A 24518-nucleotide genomic window follows, 5' to 3' on the forward strand; every position below is an offset into this window, starting at 1 on the left:
CGGTAGCAATGCAATAATTAAATAATTATATATACCCTTCCATCCGGAAATTGTTGCAGATGCGCAGATCTAATCTGCGCATCTGTGGCTAAAAGTCCAGGGTATATCCTCATGTTTTGCTGCTACGCCAGCCCGGTTAATTTTGAATGCACCCTGCAGCCCGTGTCTTTTCTTTTTCAGGTGCTGTTATCTTTTCAGCTATCTCCCGTAAAAAAATCCATCATATTCCTTGCTTAATCCATGTCTTTATTTTACGGTGATTTTTAATTTCGTTTTCGCGTTATAACTATTTACATAATTATTCCAAAACGTAAAATTGCCAGTATGAATAATAGCTTTACCATGTTGCCGAACAGTACCTGCTGTGCTTACAAAAGTGTTTTTTATTTTCTCTCAAATTATTTATAGTATTTATTTTTTTAAATCACCGGCAAATACTTTCAGCGCCTGCTATACTTATGCAGGGAACAATTTTTTAAAAAAACTCCTTTACCGGGTGTTACTGTTAAGAGCACCAAATTAAATGCAAGTCGTTATAATTAATCATTCCAATAAACATTTTTTATGAGAAAGATACTATTACTTATGTTGCTATTTGCCTTTTTTGCTTTCAGTGGAGCGTACGCCCAGAAAGTGATTAGGGGTACAGTACGGTCTTCAGACAACGCTTTTCTTATTGGCGCTACTGTAGCTTTAACAAACAGTAAAACCAGCACAATCACTAATGCTGATGGTAAATTTAAAATTACAGTGCCGGCAGGAAAAGTAGTGTTACATGTTTCGCATGTTGGTTATGAACCCCAGTCGGTGCCTGTGGAAATAAATGAGTCGGACATTGTGGTAACATTAAGCCTGTCAATAAGGGATCAGTTGAGTGATGTGGTAGTAATTGGTTACGGAACTAAATTAAAAGGAGAATTAACCGGCGCTGTGTCTAAAGTAAACAGTAAGGCGTTTGAAACCAGGCCGCTTACCAATACCATGAATGCGTTACAGGGCGCTTTGCCCGGAGTTACCGTTACCAGGGGAAGCGGCAGGCCGGGCTTTGAGAACTATACCGCGCAAATACGCGGCGCCTCCTCGGTAAGTGGTAGTAAAGTGCTGATTTTAATAGATGGCATTCCCGGAGATCTCAATCTCATTAATCCAAACGATATTGCAGAAATCACTGTGTTGAAGGATGCCGCGGCTTCTATATATGGTGCACGTGCCGCCGATGGAGTAATAATAGTTACCACAAAAAAGGGTAAAAAAGGAGCACCCTCTGTTTCATATTCCGGTAATTACGGAATAAAGAAACCACAGTTTTTAAAGAAGAGAACAAACACTTTGCAACTCGCTGAGATGTATGATGAAGGTATGAGAAACGTGAACCAGCCCGGCGTTTCTGAAGAGGTGTTTGAAAAAATTAGGAACAATGCGGAGCCTGATCCCACAGGATGGTTGAAATACCTGGAGAATTTCCCCGGATTTTATCAGTCGCACGATTGGATTGATGCAGTATTTGGAACAGGCGTTCAGCAAATGCATAATATCAGTATATCCGGGGGTGGCGACAATAACGTTTATCTTTTTTCTGCAGGATATCAAAGGAACGAAGGAGTATTCAAACACGGCGAAAATCGGTCCGACCGTTATAACCTTCGCATGAACTATGATTTTAAGATTTCCGATAAGATAAATATCGAAACAAGAACCAGCTTTGAGAACCAGCCTACGGTTAGCCCCACTGCGCTTGGCAGCATATTATATTTTGTAAACCAGATGGGCAGCTACGTTCCCATGTATAATCCATTAGGACAGCTTTATAAGTACCAGGGCGGTTTTAGAAATCCTGTTCAGTATCTTCAGGAAGCCGGCATAAATAAGGATAATGCCTACCGGTTATCTACTAACTTAAAAGGAAACCTTAAGTTACTCAACGATTTGTTATTGGTAGGTCAGGTAGGTGTAACTGTAGATTTCAGTGAAAGGAAGGAAACTCGCCCTACATTCGCGCAACATAATTGGGATGGAACCAATTTTGATATTGTAAATGTTCCGAATAGCGCTTTGTTTGCCAATTCCAGGAATCTTTACCAGAATTATACCGCTTACCTGGATTATAATAAAACCATTGCAGGTAAACACAGGGTGAATGTAATGGCAGGCGCTTCCCGCGAGGTGAGCGATTACCAGGGACAGTCCATAACGGGGTATAATTTTGCCAGCAATGAAATATTTACATTAAACCTTGCAGACAGAACAAAAACACAGTATGCCAACTTCACCGGTGGTGCGTCTGATTGGGCTTTGCAATCATACTTTGGCCGGTTTAGCTATTCTTTCAACAGAAAGTACCTGGTAGACTTTACTACACGGATGGACGGCAGTTCAAAATTTGCTGAACGCAAGCGTTGGAGTGCTTTATTCCCGTCTGTAGCGGTAGCATGGAATTTATCAGAAGAGCGTTTTATTAAATCGCTGAATGTTTTTGACAATCTTAAAGCCCGGTTATCATGGGGGCAATCGGGAAACCAGGAATTGAGTTTTGGAAACTACGACTATATTTCTCTGATCTCTATTTCTGGCGCCTATCCTATGGGGTCACCTAATGTAGGCTTGCCTGGCGCGGTGTCCAGCATTGCTTCACAAAGCCGTACCTGGGAAACCATTGAAGCAAAGAACCTGGGTATAGATTTTGCATTTATAGACTCAAGATTAACCGGAAGCTTTGACTATTACGTTAAGAACAATAAGAACATGCTGGTAAATGATCAGTTACCTGCAACGCTGGGCGGATCTGCACCAACCCAAAATATTGGTAAGTTAGAAACAAAAGGGTGGGATTTTTCTATAGGATGGAATGATCAGGCAGGAAATTTCAGGTATAGCGTTTCAGCTATGCTGAGCGATAGTAAAAGCAAACTAATAGAACTGAAAGGAAATGATGCTTACGGAGAAGGGTTGATTTATGCACGGAAAGGCTATTCACTGAATTCTTATTTTGGCTACCAGTTTGATGGAATTATTCAAAATGAAGAACAGTTAACAGCTTACAAACAATTAGGTAATGTGCCCGCCAACCTGGGAATAGGTGATGTAATGTTCAGTGATGTGGATGGTGATGGCAAGATTACTGCTTTTGGTGATGCTGCAAAAGGCACTTCGGGCGATATGGTTTATCTTGGAAATCTGCTTCCCAGGTATGTATATTCGTCAAACATCAGTGTATCCTGCAAAGGATTTGATCTGAGTATCTTTTTACAGGGGATCGGAAAACGGCAAGGTATCAGAACAGGAGAATTTAGTTTTCCTTTCACCTCAGTATGGATGCAACCCTTAGAATATTTTTATGGCAAGAACTGGACACCTGAGAACACTGATGCAGGATACCCCCGTATTATACCCGGTGCAGTTGGTTTTGACGGGATACGAAACTGGAACTGGAGATATTCTTCCATGCGCATGAACAACCTTGCTTATCTTAAACTTAAGGTAATAACCTTAGCTTACAATTTACCTCAAACCTTAGTTCGCAAAGCTAAAATGCAAAATGTTCGTGTATATGTTACCGGGCAGGATCTCCTTACTTTTTCAAAGGATACATGGAACAATTCATTCAATCCTGAAGAAACATGGGAACGTTCTGATGAGCAGACCTATCCTTTTAACAGTGTAATTTCCTTTGGACTGGATATCAAATTCTAAACCATTAACTTCTAAGTATCATGAAGCATACATATTTTAATGCATTTATTTTTTCAATCCTGCTATTAACAGGATGTAATAAAGGGCTGGACCTTGTACCTAAAGACGCTATTTCCGATGCCACATTCTGGAATACGACTGCCGACTTTAAGCTGGCAGCTAATAACCTGTATTCTTCACTTGAAACATTTAATACATTGGATTTGCAATCGGATATTGCTTACGATGTACCCAATTCCGTTAGTAACGGAACTTATCAAACCAGTGAAAATGACAGCCGGTGGACAAATGCATACATCTATATCCGGCGTTGCAATAAGATCATAGCAAAAGCGGCAGCGTCACCTATTGCTTCGGCGTTGAAACAATTTGTGGGTGAAGCCAAATTTTTCAGGGCTTATAACTACTGGATGTTGTATAGATATTTCGGAGAGGTACCTCTTATTACCAGTGAGCTGGATATTAATGATGAGGCATTATATGCTCCAAGGTCTGCACGGAAAGAGACCGTAGATTTTATATTAAAAGATATAACAGACGCCGCAAATGACTTACCTGAAAAAAGTGCATTGTCAGGCAGTGATGTCGGCAGGGTCACCAAAGGCGCTGCCAATGCGCTGAAGGCAAGGATAGCGTTATTTGAAGGTACCTGGGGGAAATCCAGGAACGATGCCGGTGCAAACGGTTACCTGGATATTGCCATTGAATCGGCAACAACGGTTATGAATAGTTCAGAATATTCGCTTTTTACTGCGAAAGGTTCGCAGAGCTACCGGTACTTTTTTATTGAGGAAGGGGATGATGGATCTGAAGCGATATTAGATCGTCGCTACCAAATGCAGATTGCCAGCTATAATTTCCCTGGTGTTGTCGGAGAAGGACATCTCCTTCCTACAAAAAAATTAGCAGATATGTATTTGTGTGCAGATGGTTTGCCTGTCACAAAGTCGCCTTTATTCAAAGGCTACGATCAAACAGGCTCCGAGTTTCAGCAGCGCGATCCGCGAATGACCATGACTATTGTGATTCCCGGCACAGCTATTCCACAGTGCTGGTATCCGCAACCTGCAGAAGCCTGGCCTTTTTATCCTCAACGTAATGCAAATACGGGTTATACCACTTATAAATTCCTGTCTGAAGATGCGGCTTCCAACGAGTCGCCAGGTCTGGGGTATGGCTATGACCGTCATATTTTAAGATATGCAGAAGTACTTCTTATTTATGCAGAAGCAACATTTGAAAAGAATGGCGCCATTAGTGATGAAGACCTCAATAAATCAATAAATTTGATCCGTCAGCGGGTTAATATGATTGAATTGTCCAATAGTTTTGTAAATGCCAATGGATTGGATATGCGGGAGGAAATAAGGCGGGAGCGAACCGTAGAACTTGCACTGGAAGGTTTTAGATATGATGATCTGAGAAGGTGGAAGACAGCGGAAAACGAGCTTCCAACGGATGTGAAGGGAATCAAAATTGTTGGAACGCCCTGGGCCAATCCTATTGTGGTGGAAGGCCAGGACAGAAATCCTTATACCGATGCAAGCTGGCAAACCAGAACTGATGCCAATGGGTTTATTATTGTAGAAAGTGCTTCCGGAAGATCGTTTGATCCCAATAAGCATTACCTGGCGCCATTACCTACAAAAGAAATTTTAATAAACCCTGAATTAAAACAAAATCCGGGATGGTAGGCAGTTGATCAAACATGAGCGGTGAGATGTGAAAGTTCATCTCATCGCTCACATTTCATGATAATATGCAGACATAATTTAATTGGCTGACTGAACAGTAGTTGATATGCTGCTGCAACTGGCAGATAAATGATACTATAAAAATTCTCGTGTTATGAAATATTTTTTAATTGGGTGCTTCCTGTGTCTTTTTTGTGTTGCAGGCAACGCGCAGCAATATGTGTTGATGTCTCCTGACAAAAAACTGTCGGCTGAAATTGAAAGCAACCGCCAGGGTATAAGCGTAAAAATGACGAAAGAAGGAGATATTCTTCTAAGCCTGTCAGACCTGGGTATGGTTACCGGTCAAACGAAAGCAGTACCCCCGCAGGTGAAGAAAGCAAAGCGCAATGCTATAAGTGAAGATGTTAAACCGGCAGTAAAAGAGAAGAGTGAAACATACAGGAATGAATATAACGAACTGGTGCTGACATTCAAATCGGAACACGCATTAACATTCAGGCTTTTCAACGAAGGATTGGCTTATCGTTTTTCTACTACTGCCAAAGACAGTTTGACAATAGTTAAGGAAACCCTGAATATACAATTCCGGGAAGATGATTCAATACGCTTCCAGTCGGAGCAATCTTTTCATTCGGCGTATGAGCAGCCCTATGAATTTAAAAAGCTGGGCGAATTAGATCCCGCCAGGCTTTGCAACCTGCCCGTTCTTGTTGAAAAACAAAATGGTAAGTTTGTAATGATCACTGAATCGGACCTTTACCATTACCCGGGCTTGTGGGTAAAGGGGGCCGGAAAGACGCAAATTACGGCTACTCATCCACGTTATCCCAAAACGCTGGTAAATACGAAGAGTCGCTACTCCAGCGGACAGGTGGGGGAAACCTACGATTATATTGCAAGAGTAGCCGGTAAGAGAAACTATCCGTGGCGCATTTTTGCTGTTGCAGACCGGGAAGCCGGGCTAATCAACAACAATATGGTTTATTTGCTGGCTTCTCCTACTGAGTTGAAGGATGTTTCATGGATCAGGCCTGGAGTGGTTATGTTCGACTGGTGGGGTAAGAACAATATTTATGGCGTTGATTTTAAAGCAGGCGTTAACACCGAAACAGCCAAATACTTCATAGATTTTTGTGCTGAAAAAGGATTCCGGTATTTTCTTTTTGATGATGGGTGGAGCCGCAAAGATGATTTGCTGCACGCGGTTCCCGGTTTAGATATGGAAGAAGTTACTGCTTATGCCAAAGCCAAAGGGGTAGACGTAATGGTATGGGTGATCTGGAATACATTGAGAGATCAATGGCAGGAAGCTTTTGACCAATTTGAACGTTGGGGCATTAAAGGTATCAAGACAGATTTTATGAACCGCGATGATCAGCAGATGGTAGAGTTTTACGAGGCCATTGCCGGCAAAGCCGCGGAGAAAAAGATGGTGATTAATTTTCATGGTGCTTACAAACCTTGTGGCTTAAGCCGTAAATATCCGAATGTGCTGACACGGGAAGCACTGATTGAATTTGAACAAAGCGGTGTATCCAATAATGACAATCCTGAGCACCACAATCTTTTGCCCTATATCCGCATGTTTACCGGTGCCATGGATTATATTCCTGCCACTATGCGCAACGGAAACAAAAATAATTTCAGGCATTTTGGAGATTACCCGATGGGATGGGGTACGCGGGCTCACGCAATGGCTTTATTTATCATTTTACATAGCCCTATGACCATGCTGCCCGGCTCGCCTTCTGATTACTACCGCGAAAAAGAGTGTACCGATTTCCTGGCAAGGATACCTGTTGAGTGGGATGAAACCAAACTTTTAATGGGCAAAATCAGCAAATATACAGTGCTGGCCCGGAGGTCCGGCACCGAATGGCATGTAGGGGCAATAACAAATGACGACCGGCGAACTATAGAACTGCCTACAGGTTTTCTAGCGCCAGGTAAATACCAAATAGAAATAATTGAAGATGGAATTAATGCAGGCACTGCGGCAACTGATTATAAGCTGTCCCGGCGGCAAATCAATGCCGGAGAAATCTTGAAGCTTGAACTGGCGCCAGGAGGTGGGTGGCTGGCACGGATCACTCTGGAAAAATAAGTAAATAGCCATCGGGGCAGAACAGACCGCAGGCCTGCTTCCGCTAAAGTGGGAAAATTCATTATTATCCACGTTTAGTACATTGGAAAAGAGAAGCAAAAGGAATAAGTTTGGGTGTTAAAGCATGCTGACATGTATCGCCCCGTTATAATATGGCGGATCGTAGTGTGTTTCATTTTTTATATTTCGTACCTTAGAGCTTATTATAAAGAACGTGCATTGCCATTATGAAAATCAAACTCAATAAAAAATTACTGCTTATTACCGGCACACTCGTTGTTGCCCTTGTTGCAACCACCAGTCTTATTGGTCACAAAAGGGTGGATTATAATACGGAAGTAAAGCCCCTGTTCAATAAAAAATGCATCACCTGTCATGGCGGGGTGAAAAAGGAATCCGGGTTCAGCGTTTTATTCCGTTCCGAAGCAATGGAAAAGGCGGAAAGCGGCAAATTTCCGATCATTCCCGGTGATCCGGATAACAGCGAGATGATGCGCAGGCTTACCAGTAAAGATCCTGAGGAAAGAATGCCCTATCATCATGCCCCCCTTTCTTCCAAAGAAATTGATATGTTACGGCAATGGATAAAGGAAGGCGCACATTGGGGCAACCACTGGGCTTATGTAGCAGTAAAGCCCGTTGAGGTACCGGATGCTTCTTCCGGCTTTTGGGGTTTTCTTTCCGGCAAAAATGATTGGGTAAAAAATGATGTTGATCATTTCATTTTTGATAAACTAAAGGAACAGCAATTACAACCCTCTCCGGTGGCTGATAAAGCAACCCTTTTGCGAAGGGTTAGTCTTGATATTGCCGGTGTTCCTCCATCCGCGGCTATTGCAGAACAATTTTTAAATGATAGCAGTGAAGATGCATATGAAAAGCTGGTTGATCAGCTTTTGGCTTCGCCGCAATATGGTGAAAAATGGACTTCCATGTGGCTGGACTTAGCCCGGTATGCAGACAGCAAAGGATATGAAAAAGATGGCTATCGCTCCATATGGCGGTATCGCGACTGGCTGATCAAAGCGTTTAATAGCGACATGGGCTACGACCGCTTTTTAACGGAACAACTGGCGGGCGATCTGATGCCGGGCGCTACCGATGAACAATTGATTGCTACCGCGTATAACCGCAACTCTATGACCAATGACGAAGGCGGTACGGATGATGAAGAATTTAGAACAGCCGCTATTATTGACCGGGTAAATACTACATGGGAAACGCTCCTGAGTACAACCTTCGCCTGCGTACAGTGCCACAGCCATCCTTATGATCCTATTAAGCATGAAGATTATTATAAGTTCATGGCATTCTTTAATAATACAAGGGACGAGGATGTAACAGGCGATTATCCGCAACTGCGTGAATTTGGTGCGGAGGATAATATAAAATTTGAGAAGCTGAAAGGGTGGTTAGCACAAAATGCAACCCGGGAAAAGGCACACGAACTGATCAGCTTTCTTAAAACATGGCAGCCCGCAGTTAATGCGCATCTGGCAGATAAATTAGTCAACAGTGCGGTTTCCGATACCAGGCTGGCGTTACGGAACAACGCGGTTAGCCGTTTGCCCGGTATTGATCTTACCCATAAAAATGTATTGCGTTATCGCTATACTTCTGGAGTTGATAAGGGTAAATGGACGATTCATTTAGACAAGCCCGGCGGACCGGTGCTGGCATCTACCGTTATCCCCCAATCGCAGGGATGGAATATTGGCAGGGTAGACCTTAGCGGGGTAGATGGCGTTCACGACCTGTATTTTACGTATACTAACCCCGGTGTTGAAAAAACAAATGAACATACCCTGGTGTATTTCGACTGGTTTTATTTTACGTCTTCTTTTCCTGGTGGCGGGGCGCCGGGATATGATAGCGCCTATACCTGGTTTAACGATTTAATGAGTACTTCCGTGCCGGTAGTTACTCCCATCCTGATGGAGAACCCTCCTGATATGTTTCGCACTACGCATGTATTTGAAAGAGGAAACTGGATGGTAAAGGGAGATGAGGTGCAGCCTGATGTACCCGAATCGCTCAATCCGATGCCGGAGGGAGCTCCGCGTAACCGCCTGGGTTTGGCAATGTGGCTAACGGATAAAAAAAATCCTCTTACCTCAAGAACCATTGTAAACAGGATATGGGAGCAACTTATGGGACAGGGAATTGCGGAAACGCTCGAAGACCTTGGATCGCAAGGTATTGAACCTACTCACAGGGAACTGTTAGACTGGCTCTCGGGGCAACTGATGAATGAGTATAACTGGAGCCTGAAAAAACTCATCAAAACCATTGTAATGTCGGCTACCTATATGCAGGATTCTAAAGTTACTCCTGAAATGCTCCAGAAAGATGCCTTTAACAGGTATTATGCCCGTGGGCCACGGATAAGGCTATCCGCAGAACAGATTAGAGACCAGGCTTTGGTATTATCGGGGTTATTAAGTCCGAAAATGTATGGTAAAAGTGTAATGCCTTATCAGCCAGCTGGTATATGGTTATCACCTTATGATGGAAATGTATGGGAGAAGAGTACGGGAGAAGATCAGTACAGGCGTGCGGTATATACCTACTGGAAACGCACAGCGCCGTACCCCACCATGCTGAGCTTTGATGGCGTAGCGCGTGAAGTATGTGTTGCCAGGCGAATACGAACCAATACGCCCTTACAGGCCCTGGCTACTTTAAATGATGAAGGGTTTATTGAAATGGCGCGGCATTTTGCTGCGAGGATGGAACAGGCAGGGGGCAGTGATGAACGGCAGCAGATCAGCAAAGGCTATGAAATGGCAATGTTTAGTTCCATCACCAAAGAAAAACTTGAACCTTTAGTGAATTTATATCAGCAGGCATTACAGCAATTTAAACAGGATGAAAAGAAGACCTGTGAAATGATAGGTATGGATACAGGACACAATACCCCTGAAAAGGCGGCCCTGATTGTTGTGGCAAACGCTATGCTTAACTTAGATGAATTTGTGACCAAGAATTAAATGGGGAGATTAAACCTATGTGCGCCTATGTGCCTATGATCCTATGTGTTAAAGAATACATTGACCACATAGACACAGTAGAAGAGAGAAAAACCTATGTGTGCCGATGTGCCTATGATCCTATGTGTTAGAAAAAAATGGTAACCTAAAAAACACCATAATGAAAAACACCCAACAGTATATTGATGAACTCACCTATAAGATTATAGGATGCGCCATTGAGGTACATAAGCAATTAGGTCCTGGCTTATTGGAAAGCGTATATGAACAATGTTTTATCAGAGAATTATCCCTGCAGGGGCTTAATCATAAAACACAAATATGGATTCCTCTGTTTTATAAGGGGTTGCGACTTGAAACACAATTAAGATTAGATGTTTTGGTGGAAGATCTGATATTAGTAGAGCTTAAAGCCGTTGAATATTTAATAGCAATATACGATGCAAAATTGCTGACCTACATGAAGCTGATGAACCGGCCTAAAGGAATACTGATTAACTTTAATTGTACTAATATATTTAAAGAAGGACAGAAGACTTTTGTAAATCAATTATACGCCGATCTGCCATAAGAATAGTTCCGGTAAAGCCAATAAGGAGAAGCGGTGTATCATTAAAAAAGAAAAATGCCTGGATTTGAGTTATTCTTAATTCCAGGCTGCAAAATATAAAATATGACTCAAAAAGAATTGCATAACCAGCGGCTGGTTAATGAGGCCAATCATGAAACCCTGCGCCTGGCCACGCGGAGACACTTTTTAAAAGATAGCATTACCGGCCTGGGTGCCATGGCCTTTGGGTCTTTATTAAGCGGCTGCGATTTCTGGAGTTCGAAAGGCGCGGCACTGAATAGTTTTGACAGTAATAACCCGTTAGCGGCGCATCCTCCAATGTTTCCCGGGAAGGCAAAATCCGTGATTTACCTGCATATGGCAGGTGCTCCTTCGCAATTAGAAATGTTTGATTACAAGCCCGACCTGATGAAATTGGATGGGCTGGAATGTCCTCCATCATTATTAGAAGGCAAACGCTTTGCATTTATCAGAGGAGTGCCTAAAATGCTGGGGCCGCAGGCCCATTTTGAGCAGCGCGGACAAAGCGGTGCGTGGGTATCGGATCACTTGCCCCATTTGGCTACCGTAGCCGATGAAATCAGTTTTTTAAAAGCGGTTAAAACAGACCAGTTTAATCACGCCCCGGCTCAATTGCTGATGCATACGGGTGGCGCGCGTTTGGGCAGGCCAAGTATGGGTTCATGGGTAAGCTATGGCCTGGGAACGGAGAACAGTAACCTGCCGGGTTTTGTTGTACTTACTTCAGGCGGTAAAAACCCCGATGCGGGGAAAAGCGTTTGGGGCAGCGGCTTTCTGCCATCTGTTTACCAGGGCGTGCAGTGCCGGTCGGAAGGCGACCCCGTACTCTTCATCAATAATCCCGAAGGGATAGATAAAGACCTGCGGAAAGCCTCTATTGACGCGATTAACAAGGTGAACCAGCAATCTTATGAAGAATTTAAAGACCCTGAAATATTATCACGCATAGCCCAGTATGAGATGGCTTATAAAATGCAGATGTCGGTTCCTGAAGCAATGGATATTAGTGATGAACCTGAATATATACACGAAATGTATGGCACCAAACCGGGGCGCACAAGTTTTGCCAACAACGTTTTGCTGGCAAGGAAATTAGTGGAAAAGGGAGTGCGTTATGTACAGCTTTTCGATTGGGGCTGGGATTCACATGGCACAAGCCCGGCCGATTGTTTAGAAATAGGACTGATCAATAAATGCCGTTCTATAGACCGGCCCATAACGGCTTTGCTGCTTGATCTGAAACAAAGAGGTTTGCTGGAAGAAACATTGGTGGTATGGGGCGGAGAATTTGGCCGTACGCCTATGCAGGAAAACAGGGATGGTAAAGAAATGCCGTTCAAGGGAAGAGATCACCACGCCGAGGCATTTACGATGTGGATGGCAGGGGGTGGTATTAAAAGAGGTACGAGCTATGGAGAAACGGATGATATAGGCTATAGTGCTGTGAGTGGTAAAGTAGAGCCCTATGATATTCAGGCTACCATATTAAACCAGTTGGGTTTTGATCACGAAAAATTTGTTTACCAGTTCCAGGGAAGACCATTCCGGTTAACCGATGTAAGCGGCAAGGTTATACGCGAAATTGTATCATAAAAATGATTGAGCCGTATTGCTTACCACTTACTACTTACCACTTATTATATATGCCTTTAAACCGGAGAAAATTTATATCAGCTACCGCCGCCCTCGGTGGAGTAATGATTGCACCCTTTCAACAAACAATGATGGATAAACCCGCTTTCCCGCTTCCCGCTGATTTTACGCCGTTGATAATGGCAACCAACTGGGGATATGAAGGCACTACGGAAGATTTTTGCGCAAAGGCCAAACAGGAGGGCTATGATGGAATAGAAATGTGGTGGCCCGCCGATAAAAAGCAACAGGATGCATTATTTAGCGTATTGCAAAAGCACGGGCTGGAAGTTGGATTTTTATGCGGATCGGGAGACAGTCACTTCGAAAAGCACCTGCAACAGTTTCAGCGCATGATAGACGCGGCGGCTGCGCAGCATATACAAAAACCGTTGTACATTAATTGCCATTCAGGCAGGGATTATTTTTCTTTTGAACAGAATAAACAGTTTATTGAATATACCATTAACGTAGCGAAGAAAACGGGCATCCCTGTCAGTCATGAAACGCATCGTTCGCGTATATTATATGCTGCGCCTGTAGCGCGGCAGTTTATGGAAGCCATTCCCGGGTTGCGGGTAACGCTTGATATTTCTCATTGGTGTAATGTACATGAATCCCTGTTGCATGACCAGGAGGAAACCGTGCAACTGGCACTGTCAAGGGTTGATCATATTCACGCAAGGGTTGGTCATCCCGAAGGCCCGCAGGTAAATGATCCCCGGGCGCCCGAATGGGAAGCAACTGTAAAACGCCATTGGCAATGGTGGGATAAAGTAGTGGAGCTAAAAGTTAAACAGGGAATAAAAAAACTAACTTTTCTTACGGAATTCGGCCCACCCGACTACCTTCCCGCATTGCCCTATACCCGGCAGCCGCTGGCGGATCAATGGGCTATCAATGTATATATGAAAAATCAACTGAAGAAAAGATATTCCGGTCAATAAAAATATTATTCCGCAGCTTTTATGATACTACTCAGCATTTCAGGTTTTCTTGGGCGGTTTCATCCCTTACTGGTGCATTTGCCTATTGGTATTTTACTATTGGGTGTTATACTCCACTGGCTTGGCAGGAAACCGCAGTTCAGCGCTATTCGTCCTGCCGTAAGTGTTACTTTATTACTGGGCGCCGCCAGCGCCGTGTTATCCTGCATCAGCGGCTGGTTATTGGCCGGGGAAGGAGAATATGATGCAACTGTTTTGGACCGGCACAGGTGGATGGGCATAGGAGTTGCCGTGATTGCCATTCTGTATTATATACTATATACCGAAAAATTTTCGTTCCGGTTCCATCGGGCGCTCCCTTATGTGCTTTCCGTTGTTTTGCTTTTGCTGATTACTTTTACCGGTCACCTGGGCGGCACCCTTACCCACGGCGAAGGATACCTGACACAGGATATAGGAGAACCGGATGACATAAAGGAAGTAAAGAAAATTATTCCCGATGTGCAGGAAGCAATGGCATACCATGATATTATACAACCGGTATTACAGAACAAATGCTATAGCTGTCATGGACCATCGAAGCAAAAAGGTAAATTACGGTTAGACGGCGAAGAGATGATTACAAAGGGCGGGAAAGACGGCAAGGTACTGATGGCAGGTAAAAGCGCAGAGAGTGAACTGTATAAAAGGCTCACACTTGATTTGCTGGAAAAGAAACACATGCCTCCCAAAGGGAAATCGCAGCCATCGGAAGCGGAGATCACTTTGATTCGCTGGTGGATCAATAACGGCGCCAGCTTTAGCAAAACGGTAAAAGCGCTGCCGCAGGACGATAAAATAAAGCCGTTGCTCATTGCTTTGCAGAGCGATCACCTGCACCCCCCGGCAAAGCCCGAAGTACCCGAAGCGCCTGTGGCAAAAGCGTCCGATGAGGCCGTAAATAAATTGAAGGAAGCGGGTGCTACTATTGTTCCGGTGGCAACGGGAAGTAACTATCTTTCCGTTAATTTCCTGGCTTCAAAAAGTATTGGCGATAAGGAGTTAAAATTACTGGAGCCTATAGCATCACAATTGGTGTGGCTGAAAATGGGGAACACGGCTGTTAGCGACAGCGCAATGACTGCCATAGGTAAACTCCCCGTTTTAATTAAACTAAGTTTAGATAATACGCGTATAACAGACAAAGGGCTGTCGGCACTGCAATCTTCAGCTAAATTACAATATCTGAATGTAGTAGGAACCAGGGTTACCGCCGATGGATTATTGCTGTTGAAACAACTGCCGGAACTGCAAACCATCTATCTGTATAAAACAGATATTACTGCTGCCGGCTGGTCGTCACTTAAACAAGCTTTTCCTAAAGCGATACTAGATACGGGAGGATATGCTTTGCCTTTGCTGGAAGGAGATACCACGCTGGTTACGCAGGTAAGGTAGCAGGGGCTGCTGAAATTTTAATAAAGAAATGATATAGTGCTACTTTAAGCAGTTATTGGAATGTCAGCCCGCATTTGCCAGCACAATCAGCTTTTTTACATCACTAATAAAAATCTTCCGGCCTTTTGTTTTGAGCATCCCTTCTTCTTTAAATTCGGTTAATACCCTTACCACATTTTCTCTTGCAGTGCCTACAAGGCTTGCCAGATCATCGCGCGATATATTGATCTCTACGGCCTCGCCCTCTTCAAAATTTACTTTATATTTTTCCCTCAGCACAATTAATTGCAGCGCCAGTCTTTCCCTTACCGGTTTTTGAGCAAGCAGGGTAATGCTGTTAGCCAATACGGAAAATTCATGGCTGAGCGTTTTTAAGAGCCTGTTATTCAAGATGGAAGACTGTTGTAGTGTAAGTAGGAAATCTTCTTTTGGTATAAATGCAATCCTGCTTTCTTCCAGTGTGGCGGCAGAATCGGGGTACCGGTACTGGGATAATATAGCGTGATAGCCAAGCAGTTCCCCCGTATTAGCCACGTAAATGATCTGCTCTCTTCCCGTTTTATCTGTTTTATATTTTTTAACCTTTCCCTCAACAATATAATATATGCCTGAGGGATAGGCTCCTTCCCGGAATAAAATTTCTCCTTTCTTTAAAACATGCTCGCTTTTATGCACCATAAGCTGCTCAAAATCGGCTGCCGGCAGATCGGTTAAGATGGATTCGCTTTTAAAATTCCACTTGTCTATCGGAAAAATGCCCTGTATACTCATAGTAAATAGCAAAATTACCTTTTAAAAAATTGATATAAATTACTTTTCCCTGTGATAAGGTTTACCGCAAGGCAACTGATTGATCCTTAATTTTGCAAAATAATATTTACATGATGATGGATGTGAGCGAAAAAAGGTCAGGGATAAGCGGTTATTTCAATTCCGATAAACAGTTTAACCAGCTATACCCGGAGTCTATCCGTTTATTAGCCGCCAGGCACTGGACGCCGTTAAGCGTAGCCCGCAAGGCTTCCTTTTTTCTGGCGGCCGAAGATGGCATGCGTATACTTGACATTGGCAGTGGTGTGGGTAAATTTTGTTTAAGTGCAGCTTATCATTCTCCGAAGTCGCATTATTATGGTATAGAACAACGCAAAGACCTGGTAACGTATGCACAGTCCGCAGGCAATACGCTTGGCTTACAGAATGTTTCTTTCATACACGGAAATTTTACACAATTAGATTTGCGCGATTACGATCATGTTTATTTTTATAATGCTTTTTATGAGAACCTGGCGGGTACAGATAAAATAGATGAACGTATAGCTTATTCCGGCGAGTTGTATAATTATTATAACCGGTATTTATTTAAACAGTTAGAGCAAATGCCTGCCGGAACAAGGTTAGCCACATTTTACAGCCTCGAAGATGAAGTACCGCCTGATTATCATGTAGTGGGGTCTGATATGGATAACCTGTTAAAGTTCTGGATTAAAATATAAACTCAAATTGGAAACCAGGGTAAAATAATAACAGGAGCGGTATGTATGTTCAGACCTAAATTGTTGGATACTTTAAAAGACTATAACCGGCAGCAGTTTATTAAGGATATAATGGCTGGTTTAATAGTGGGTGTTGTGGCGCTGCCGCTGGCTATTGCGTTTGCCATAGCTTCGGGCGTATCGCCGGAAAAAGGATTGTATACAGCGGTTATAGCCGGCTTTATTATTTCTGTTTTGGGTGGCAGCAGGGTGCAGATCGGCGGACCTACCGGCGCATTCATTGTAATTGTATATGGCATTGTTCAGCAATTTGGTATTAATGGCTTAATTATAGCCACTTTCATTGCAGGCATAATCCTCATTATTATGGGTATTGCCCGTTTGGGGGCCATTATTAAATTTATACCTTACCCCTTAATTGTAGGATTTACCAGTGGTATAGCGCTTATTATTTTCTCTTCGCAGATGAAAGATTTTTTTGGATTACGAATGGGCGAAGTTCCTGCTGATTTTACAGATAAATGGCAAAGCTATATTGGCAATTTTCAATCGGTAAATATATATGCGCTTTTAATTGGAGCCGGCACCGTTGCTGTTATAGCTTTGTGGCCTAAAGTTACACGTAAAATACCCGGATCATTAATCGCGCTTTTCATTACAACTGCTGTGGTGCAATGGCTTCATCTGCCTGTAGAAACAATAGGCAGCCGTTTCGGCAGCATCCCTTCTTCCTTTCCTTCCCCTGTAATACCCGATATTGATTTTGCTACTATTCAAAAATTGATCGCACCTGCATTTACCATTGCTTTACTGGGTGGTATTGAATCTTTATTATCGGCCATTGTAGCCGATGGAATGATTGGGGGAAACCACAAATCCAATACGGAACTGATAGCACAGGGCATTGCTAATATCTTCTCCTCCATTTTTGGCGGTATTCCGGCTACAGGCGCAATAGCACGTACTGCAACTAATATTAAAAATGGGGGCCGAACCCCTGTAGCGGGTATTGTGCATGCGCTTACTTTATTGTTAATTATATTGTTTATAGGAAAATGGGCCGCACTGATTCCAATGGCTGCATTAGCCGGCATACTGGTAATAGTTGCGTATAATATGAGCGAATGGGAGAATTTTATTTCCGTAGCCAAAGGTCCGCGCGGAGATGTAGCGGTATTACTGACCACTTTTTTTCTTACTGTATTAATTGATCTTACCGTAGCTATTGAGATAGGTATGGTGCTGGCAGTATTCCTGTTTATGCGGAATATGATAAAGTTTACAGATGTAAATATTCTTACCGGTGAGCATACAGATAAAGAGGAAGGGCGGGATAAGGAGGCGGTAAGTAATTATGCTATTCCGAAAGATGTAGAAGTATTTGAAATAAACGGACCTTTATTTTTTGGCGCCGCTTATAAATTCAAAGACGCTATAAGGTTTATAAAAAAGCCATCCAGGGTATTCATCATCCGCATGCGGTATGTACCTATTATTGACGCTACAGGAATAAGAACGCTGCGGGAAATTCATAAAGAATCGAAAAGCCGGGGTACAACATTAATTTTATCGGAAGTGCATAGCAAACAGGTAATAGACGAACTAAGATCTGCCCGTTTATTGTTTGCTATTGGTAAGGCTAATGTAACGGATACTTTTGCGCGGGCATTGCGGAGAAGCGATGCGGTGATAAATGAGGTGAGAAGTGAGAGGAAGTTGTATTAGCTCATAGCTGACGGCTGACATCTCCGGCTGTTACAGAGTGCAAGTTACACGGACAAGTTACAACCTGAAACCTAACACCTGGTACCCGATACCTCATGCCTCACATCTTTACCCACAGCAAATCTTATTGCTTCTTCAGCTTATCCTTAAATATTTTTTCAAATTTTTCGAGCTTTGGCCTGATCACATACTGGCAATAAGGCGCTTTGCCGTTGAGCTTATAGTAATTCTGATGATAATTTTCCGCCACGTAAAAATTCTTAAAGGGTTCAATAGTTGTTACAATGGGATTGGGCCATGCGCCGCTTTTATCCAATTCGGCTTTATAGGCTTCGGCTTTTTCTTTTTGGATATTGTTGTGATAAAAGATTACGCTGCGGTACTGTGGCCCCACATCATTACCCTGCCTGTTTAACGTGGTAGGGTCGTGCGTTTTCCAGAATACTTCTAATAATTCCTCGAATGTAATAACGGTGGGATCATACACAATTTGCAGCGCTTCTGCATGCCCGGTATTTTTTTCACAAACCTGCTCGTAGGTAGGGTTGACCACATGTCCGCCACTATAGCCGCTGGTTACTTTTGTAACGCCTTCTAATTGCTGAAAAACAGCTTCGGTACACCAGAAGCAGCCGTTTGCGAAAGTAGCTGTTGCCGTATGGGCATCGGTAGTAATAGCAGCAGGATGAATGGTAGTATCGTTGCTCATGTTATTTGTTTTTTGGGAACTGCTTTTTGCACCGCAGGAAAACAATGCGGTTGCAGGGATCATCCCAAGGACCAGAAAAAGGTATTTCATTGCTTAACATTTACGAATGATAAATATTATGCCAACCAGCACGCAAGTTACTGAATAACGAAAGGAATGTACGAAGCAGGCGTATAACGAAGACGTTAAATTTTGTTAAACGCCTTTTCCCGGTAATTGAAACAAGCCATTTATTGTTCAACCCTGAAAGGGTTGTAATACTGTTCTGTCCACTGGTTACAAAGCGGTCGGTACCCAACGAGGAGGGTCAGACCGCTGTTGGAATAGCCCCGGTTCGTGAGACACGAACCGGAATTTTGGATACTTCGCTCCCCGCGGCGGGCAGGTTCAGCATGATTAAGGTGTTCGTGCAGACACGAACCACGGCGGAGGATGCCTCGTTCCCGCATGACAAGACAGGGCGTGCCGATAGCCCGTACACTACCAGGCGCTGCCCACGGGCTGCGGGATAGCAGCGGAAAGCCCGGTGAGGCATTGTGCGGGGCCTTGAGCCGTACCTGCAGCGAATAGCCCGTACTGCAGCTCATAGCAGCAGGCCGGTTGACAGCCCCTTACCCGGTCTTTCGCCATTAGGAACGGAAAGCGGTAAAATACATTTCCGCTTACCTTTGCCCATTCAAAAATGAAGCAATAAACAAATGAAACTCTTTCCGGAATCGGCTTTGATGCAGTTGGAATTTGATAAAGTGAAAGCACTGCTTGCTGCCCACTGTCAAACGGCTTATGGCAAAAATAAGGCGGAACAATTGCGTATTCATACCCGGCTCAGTTATATTGAACCTGAGCTGAAGCAAACCCATGAGTATAAACTGCTGCTGCAGAACGGAATTTATTTTCCCAATGACATTGTTTTGAATGTAGCCGGTGAGTTAAAGCTCCTGGGTGTTCCGGGCGCTGTGCTGAATGAAGAGCAGTTGATAAATATACGCCGGCTGGCGGAAAGTATGAAGCAGGTTTTTCACTGGTTTGATGCGGAAAGGAAGATCGCCTACCCGTTACTGTTAAGTGTAGTTGCCCGCAGTTATTACGAAAAAGCGGTTATTGCGCTTATTGATGATGTGCTGGATGAATACGGTAACGTAAAAGACAATGCTTCAACAGCGCTGGAAAAAATAAGAATAGGTTTAATACGCAAGCGGGCAGAACTGCGCCGCGCATTCGACAGGGTGGTGGCTAAGTGGAATAAAAGCGGTTATGTATCGGATATTGAAGAAGCTTTTTTAAACGGCCGCAGGGTAGTAGCGGTTCATGCGGAATATAAACGGCAGGTAAAAGGCATTTTGCTGGGTGAAAGCGATACGCGCAAAACATCTTTTATTGAACCGGAAGAAACCATTGAGCTGAACAATGATGTATTTGCGCTGGAGCACGAAGAAAGTCGCGAAATTTACCGGATACTCAGGGAATTAACAAAGCAACTTTCTGTATATGCCGCTTTGCTAAAGGAGTACTATGTTATTGCCGGGGAATATGATTTTATTAGGGGGAAAGCAAAGTTAGCGATGGATATTGGCGGCAATTACCCCGTTGTACAGGACAGGGCGCTTGTACAGCTTATTGAAGCTCATCATCCTTTATTGTATCTCTATCATCAGCGATCGGGTAAGCCTGTAATACCGGTTTCGGTTACGTTAGATGAAAAAAGCAGGATACTGGTTATATCGGGCCCCAATGCGGGTGGTAAAACGGTTACCTTAAAAACGGTGGGGTTGCTGCAAATGATGCTGCAGAGCGGGTTACTGGTACCGGTGCATCCGCATTCGCAGATGGGTATATTCAAACAACTGATGATCCATATCGGCGATACGCAAAGCCTCGAATTTGAGCTGAGTACTTATAGCTCGCACTTAAAAAACATGAAATATCTTATTGATAACGCCAACGGAAGAACGTTGTTTTTTATTGACGAGCTGGGCAGCGGCAGCGATCCGCACCTGGGCGGAGCTTTTGCCGAAGTGATATTAGAAGAGCTGGCGAAAAAGCATGCTTTTGGTATTGTAACAACGCATTACCTTAATTTAAAAGTGATGGCCAATAAAACGCCGGGTATTATCAATGGGGCAATGGCCTTTGATGAAAAGCATTTATTACCCTTATATAAGCTGGTCATTGGTAAACCCGGAAGCTCCTATACCTTTTCTATCGCAGAAAGAATTGGTATGGAGCCGCAACTCATTGCCAGGGCTAAAACGATGGTGGCAGAGGATCATTTCAGTTTGGATAAGCTGCTGAACCGGGCAGAGCAGGACGTACGCATACTGGAGCAAAAGGAAAAAAAGCTGAATACGCTGCTGAAAGATAATGAACGCCTGAAAAAGGAAATGGAGCAAACCATGCAGCAGGAAAAACACCGCCAGCAGGTGGAATTGCTGGAACAGCAGAACAAAATAAATGAAGAGCGGATTGCCTATCTGAAAGACATGGAACGCAAGCTGAAGCAAATTGTTTTTGACTGGCGCAGGATGGAAAGCCATGAAGATAAATCGGCTTTGATGAAGCAACTGCACGCCATGCTGTTTAAGCAAAAGGAAAAACAGGTAAAGGAAAAAGCGAAGAAAAAATTTGATTCGAAATATATTGAAACGGGAGGGGAGGTTAAAGCCGGACTAAAAGTGAGGATGCTTCAGAATAACCAGGTGGGTACGGTAAAGGAAATACGCGATAAAAAAGCGATCGTTCAGTTAGGTGTTATTCCTATTACGGTTGAATTGAAAAACCTGGTTGTGGTGAGGGATAAGGAGGGGGAGGGGGTGAGTGAAAAGTGAGAAGTGAGAAAGTGAAGCGTGAGAAGTGAGTTGTGAAAAGCGAACGGAAAGGTGAAAATGGTATTAGCTCACTGCTGACGGCTGATTGCTGATCGCTCATACCTGATATCTCATACCTGATATCTCATACCTGGTAAACTACAAATATTATATTTATCTTTAAGCTTCAGCATTAACAGGTGCTGCACATTTTTCCAAAACCCTGTAACCTGTCCGGTTTTTATGAAAAAAAAATGGTTAATTGTTTTGGCCGTTATTGTAGCACTATGGGTACTGCTGTTTGCGCTGTTTACCGGCAGTATGCACGATACGCAACCTGTACGGCATGGCGTACTTGATTTGCGTGGTGCCGGTATAGGTTCAGAGCATGTTCCTTTAACCGGGCAGTGGGAATTTTACTGGAATCAGTTGCTCACTCCCGCAGACATACCGGAACATGGCAGCTATGCCCCCTTTCCCTCGCTGTGGGATCATATAATGGTTAATGGCAAGATGCTGCCTTCCACCGGTTATGCTACATACAAACTCGCTATACTTCTTCCGCGGGGCATTCGTCCAACCGGCTTGCGTATACCCGATATATACAGCAGCTATCGTTTATACGTAAATGATAGTTTGGCTGTTGAAAGCGGGAGGCCGGCCATAAAAAAAGAAGATGCCCGGCCTTTTTGGGCGGAACAGATCGTTTTACTTCCGCAACATACCGATACGGTACACCTGTTGCTGCAGGTTGCTAATTTCTGGCATTCCAAGGGCGGACCGCATAAAACCATTGTGCTTGGTGATTTTGCGCAAGTCGTAAAACAAAGCAAAATAGACTGGGGCTTAGACGCTGTTACAACAGGTTTTATATTGATGAGCGGGTTTCTTTTCTTTGGGTTATACCTGTTTGCCCAAAGCGATAAACCTATTTTATACTTTGCATTATTTTGCCTCGCGTATAGTTATCGTATTATAGGCACGGGACCCTATTTGTTTTTTTCTTTTTTTCCGGGAGTGAACTGGTTCCTGGCCCTGCGGATAGAATATCTGTCACTCGTGGTAGCTTGTGCTTTTCTCTTTCAGTATATCCGTTATCTCTATCCTGAAGAAGCAAATAAAGCACTGGTAAGAACGCTGTTATGGATAAGCGCGCTGTATAGTATCATGATTCTTATAGCGCCCGTTCGGCTCTTCAGCAGTGTTATGCCATTGTATCTTATTGTTTTGTTTTTTTACTTAGGCTATGCTTTTTATGTTTTTATAAGAGCGTATATGCATAAACGTAATGGCTCTGATTTTGCGCTTTTGAGTACCTGTATCGCTTTTGTGCTGTTCCTGTTCCTGAACCTGCACTATTTTAAGCTGGCACCTGTTATGAAAGTAATGATCTGTTCGGGGTATATTCTTTTCCTTTTTTTACAGGCTATTATTCTTTCTTCGCGCTTTGCGTACACCCTCAGCTATTCTGCGATGCAGGCACAATTGGGTGTAACGGCGAAATCCGAATTCCTTTCTACTATGTCTCATGAAATAAGGACACCCCTGAATGCTATTGTTGGGCTGGTGCATATTTTGCTCAAAGGAAAACCTTCCTTATCCCAAAAAGACACATTAGAAGTAGTTTTATTTTCTGCCAACAACCTGCTGGTGCTGGTTAATGATATTCTTGATTACAGCAAGCTGGAAGCGGATAAAATGCGGCTGGAGAAAATTGATATGAACCTCCGGGACATTGGAAAGCATATTATTAAAGGTGAGCAAAGCTTCGCCGGCAGTAAAAACTTAAGGCTGGAATATGAAGTGGATGACCGTATACCCGAACTGGTATCCGGCGACCCTACCCGCATTACCCAGGTAATTACCAACCTCGTGCATAATGCAATAAAATTTACGGATGAAGGGTGGGTGAAACTATCATTGCACACACAAAAAGTGGATGCGCATCAGGCAAGCATTACCATAACGGTTAAAGATTCAGGTATTGGTATATCGCCGGATGAGCAGAAAATAATTTTTAAAAGGTTCACACAGGCGGATTCCTCTACTTCGCGAAAATATGGCGGAACGGGGTTGGGACTTGCCATCTGCAGAAAAATATTGGACTTGCATAACACGGCGCTGGAGTTTAGCAGCAATCCGGGCAAGGGCTCGGCTTTTTGGTTCACCTTGTCTTTTCCCGTAGTATACCGCGAAAAGCCCTTATCCACCGGCGCTTTAACGGGAAAGTATAAGCCATTACAGGGTTGTGCCATTTTGCTTGCAGAAGATAACCCGCTGAATGCGATGATAGCAAAAACTATTCTTGAGGATTTTGGTGCGGTTGTGGAACTGGCGGGTAACGGCAGGGATGCGGTTGAAAAATTTAACGCTGCTGTTCATGATATTGTTATTATGGATTTGAATATGCCTGAAATGGACGGATTTGAAGCCACCAGGCAATTAAGGAAAGCTGGTATTGCTGTACCCATTATTGCTTTAACCGCTACCTTAGCCGCGGAAATTGCGGAAAAAGCAAAGGATGCGGGTATTACGGATATAGTAGTAAAACCTTTTAACCCTGAGGGGTTGTGCAGAACTATCCTTAAATACAGGAAGTGAGGGGGAGGTAGCAGGTATCTGGTGTCAGGTGTCAGGGAGTGTGTTCTGAAGCTTGCACCCTGCGGTCATTCCGCTCTCATTTTCAAACCAGCCTGCC

Annotated in this window: 15 protein-coding genes; 13 read left to right on the forward strand and 2 right to left on the reverse strand. The window is 43.6% G+C overall.

Going from position 1 to position 24518, the window contains the following annotated elements; translation table 11 throughout:
• Window positions 1-564 precede the first annotated feature (564 nt).
• The 8 genes from VL121_RS09270 to VL121_RS09305 all read left to right on the forward strand — a co-directional run bounded on the left by VL121_RS09270 (window position 565) and on the right by VL121_RS09305 (window position 15089).
• Complete coding sequence (locus tag VL121_RS09270; RefSeq protein WP_325404480.1) at window positions 565-3690, forward strand: SusC/RagA family TonB-linked outer membrane protein; 3126 nt, start codon at window positions 565-567, stop codon at window positions 3688-3690.
• A 20-nt stretch (window positions 3691-3710) separates the two neighbouring features.
• On the forward strand, window positions 3711-5384 hold the full coding sequence (locus VL121_RS09275) for a RagB/SusD family nutrient uptake outer membrane protein (RefSeq protein WP_325404482.1): 1674 nt from the start codon (window positions 3711-3713) through the stop codon (window positions 5382-5384).
• A gap of 154 nt (window positions 5385-5538) precedes the next feature.
• Window positions 5539-7491 carry a glycoside hydrolase family 97 protein gene (locus tag VL121_RS09280; protein ID WP_325404484.1) on the forward strand — a complete coding sequence of 651 codons (1953 nt, stop codon included), beginning with the start codon at window positions 5539-5541 and terminating at the stop codon, window positions 7489-7491.
• Window positions 7492-7718: 227 nt separating this feature from the next.
• A complete protein-coding gene (locus tag VL121_RS09285; protein ID WP_325404486.1) occupies window positions 7719-10481 on the forward strand; it encodes a DUF1553 domain-containing protein in 2763 nt (920 codons plus the stop codon).
• Window positions 10482-10641: 160 nt separating this feature from the next.
• Window positions 10642-11052 (forward strand): GxxExxY protein, encoded by a 411-nt coding sequence (locus VL121_RS09290; RefSeq protein ID WP_325404488.1) that lies wholly within the window; start codon window positions 10642-10644, stop codon window positions 11050-11052.
• A 102-nt stretch (window positions 11053-11154) separates the two neighbouring features.
• Complete coding sequence (locus VL121_RS09295; protein WP_325404490.1) at window positions 11155-12666, forward strand: DUF1501 domain-containing protein; 1512 nt, start codon at window positions 11155-11157, stop codon at window positions 12664-12666.
• Window positions 12667-12716: 50 nt separating this feature from the next.
• Window positions 12717-13652: a sugar phosphate isomerase/epimerase family protein gene (locus VL121_RS09300; RefSeq protein WP_325404492.1), complete on the forward strand. Its 936-nt coding sequence runs from the start codon at window positions 12717-12719 to the stop codon at window positions 13650-13652.
• 21 nt (window positions 13653-13673) lie between these two features.
• The gene (locus VL121_RS09305) at window positions 13674-15089 is read left to right on the forward strand and encodes a c-type cytochrome domain-containing protein (RefSeq protein WP_325404494.1); all 1416 of its coding nucleotides are present in this window, start codon (window positions 13674-13676) and stop codon (window positions 15087-15089) included.
• 63 nt (window positions 15090-15152) lie between these two features.
• Here VL121_RS09305 and VL121_RS09310 read toward each other — a convergent pair whose 3' ends face one another.
• The gene (locus VL121_RS09310; RefSeq protein WP_325404496.1) at window positions 15153-15860 is read right to left on the reverse strand and encodes a Crp/Fnr family transcriptional regulator; all 708 of its coding nucleotides are present in this window, start codon (window positions 15858-15860) and stop codon (window positions 15153-15155) included.
• 92 nt (window positions 15861-15952) lie between these two features.
• Here VL121_RS09310 and VL121_RS09315 point away from each other — a divergent pair, with 92 nt between their 5' ends.
• A complete protein-coding gene (locus tag VL121_RS09315; RefSeq protein ID WP_325404498.1) occupies window positions 15953-16582 on the forward strand; it encodes a class I SAM-dependent methyltransferase in 630 nt (209 codons plus the stop codon).
• 45 nt (window positions 16583-16627) lie between these two features.
• Window positions 16628-18307 carry a SulP family inorganic anion transporter gene (locus tag VL121_RS09320; RefSeq protein ID WP_325404500.1) on the forward strand — a complete coding sequence of 560 codons (1680 nt, stop codon included), beginning with the start codon at window positions 16628-16630 and terminating at the stop codon, window positions 18305-18307.
• A gap of 124 nt (window positions 18308-18431) precedes the next feature.
• On the opposite strand, the gene msrA is transcribed toward VL121_RS09320, so the two are convergent.
• Window positions 18432-19106 (reverse strand): peptide-methionine (S)-S-oxide reductase MsrA, encoded by a 675-nt coding sequence (msrA, locus tag VL121_RS09325; protein ID WP_325404502.1) that lies wholly within the window; start codon window positions 19104-19106, stop codon window positions 18432-18434.
• Window positions 19107-19448: 342 nt separating this feature from the next.
• On the opposite strand from msrA, the gene VL121_RS09330 reads away from it, so the two are divergent.
• The 3 genes from VL121_RS09330 (at window position 19449) to VL121_RS09340 (ending at window position 24421) form a co-directional block, all read left to right on the forward strand.
• The gene (locus VL121_RS09330; protein WP_325404504.1) at window positions 19449-19586 is read left to right on the forward strand and encodes a hypothetical protein; all 138 of its coding nucleotides are present in this window, start codon (window positions 19449-19451) and stop codon (window positions 19584-19586) included.
• A 128-nt stretch (window positions 19587-19714) separates the two neighbouring features.
• Window positions 19715-21841 carry an endonuclease MutS2 gene (locus VL121_RS09335; protein WP_325404506.1) on the forward strand — a complete coding sequence of 709 codons (2127 nt, stop codon included), beginning with the start codon at window positions 19715-19717 and terminating at the stop codon, window positions 21839-21841.
• 222 nt (window positions 21842-22063) lie between these two features.
• A complete protein-coding gene (locus VL121_RS09340) occupies window positions 22064-24421 on the forward strand; it encodes an ATP-binding protein (protein WP_325404508.1) in 2358 nt (785 codons plus the stop codon).
• Window positions 24422-24518 lie beyond the last annotated feature (97 nt).

It is taken from the genome of Agriterribacter sp. (assembly GCF_035497235.1).
Lineage (GTDB): Bacteria > Bacteroidota > Bacteroidia > Chitinophagales > Chitinophagaceae > Agriterribacter.

What these genes read in the sequence shown, in the direction of transcription:
- VL121_RS09270 (WP_325404480.1), top strand. Translation starts at nt 565, where the DNA reads ATGAGAAAGATACTATTACTTATGTTGCTATTTGCCTTTTTTGCTTTC.
- VL121_RS09275 (WP_325404482.1), top strand. Translation starts at nt 3,711, where the DNA reads ATGAAGCATACATATTTTAATGCATTTATTTTTTCAATCCTGCTATTA.
- VL121_RS09280 (WP_325404484.1), top strand. Translation starts at nt 5,539, where the DNA reads ATGAAATATTTTTTAATTGGGTGCTTCCTGTGTCTTTTTTGTGTTGCA.
- VL121_RS09285 (WP_325404486.1), top strand. Translation starts at nt 7,719, where the DNA reads ATGAAAATCAAACTCAATAAAAAATTACTGCTTATTACCGGCACACTC.
- VL121_RS09290 (WP_325404488.1), top strand. Translation starts at nt 10,642, where the DNA reads ATGAAAAACACCCAACAGTATATTGATGAACTCACCTATAAGATTATA.
- VL121_RS09295 (WP_325404490.1), top strand. Translation starts at nt 11,155, where the DNA reads ATGACTCAAAAAGAATTGCATAACCAGCGGCTGGTTAATGAGGCCAAT.
- VL121_RS09300 (WP_325404492.1), top strand. Translation starts at nt 12,717, where the DNA reads ATGCCTTTAAACCGGAGAAAATTTATATCAGCTACCGCCGCCCTCGGT.
- VL121_RS09305 (WP_325404494.1), top strand. Translation starts at nt 13,674, where the DNA reads ATGATACTACTCAGCATTTCAGGTTTTCTTGGGCGGTTTCATCCCTTA.
- VL121_RS09310 (WP_325404496.1), bottom strand. Translation starts at nt 15,860, where the DNA reads ATGAGTATACAGGGCATTTTTCCGATAGACAAGTGGAATTTTAAAAGC.
- VL121_RS09320 (WP_325404500.1), top strand. Translation starts at nt 16,628, where the DNA reads ATGTTCAGACCTAAATTGTTGGATACTTTAAAAGACTATAACCGGCAG.
- msrA (WP_325404502.1), bottom strand. Translation starts at nt 19,106, where the DNA reads ATGAAATACCTTTTTCTGGTCCTTGGGATGATCCCTGCAACCGCATTG.
- VL121_RS09330 (WP_325404504.1), top strand. Translation starts at nt 19,449, where the DNA reads ATGCCTCGTTCCCGCATGACAAGACAGGGCGTGCCGATAGCCCGTACA.
- VL121_RS09335 (WP_325404506.1), top strand. Translation starts at nt 19,715, where the DNA reads ATGAAACTCTTTCCGGAATCGGCTTTGATGCAGTTGGAATTTGATAAA.
- VL121_RS09340 (WP_325404508.1), top strand. Translation starts at nt 22,064, where the DNA reads ATGAAAAAAAAATGGTTAATTGTTTTGGCCGTTATTGTAGCACTATGG.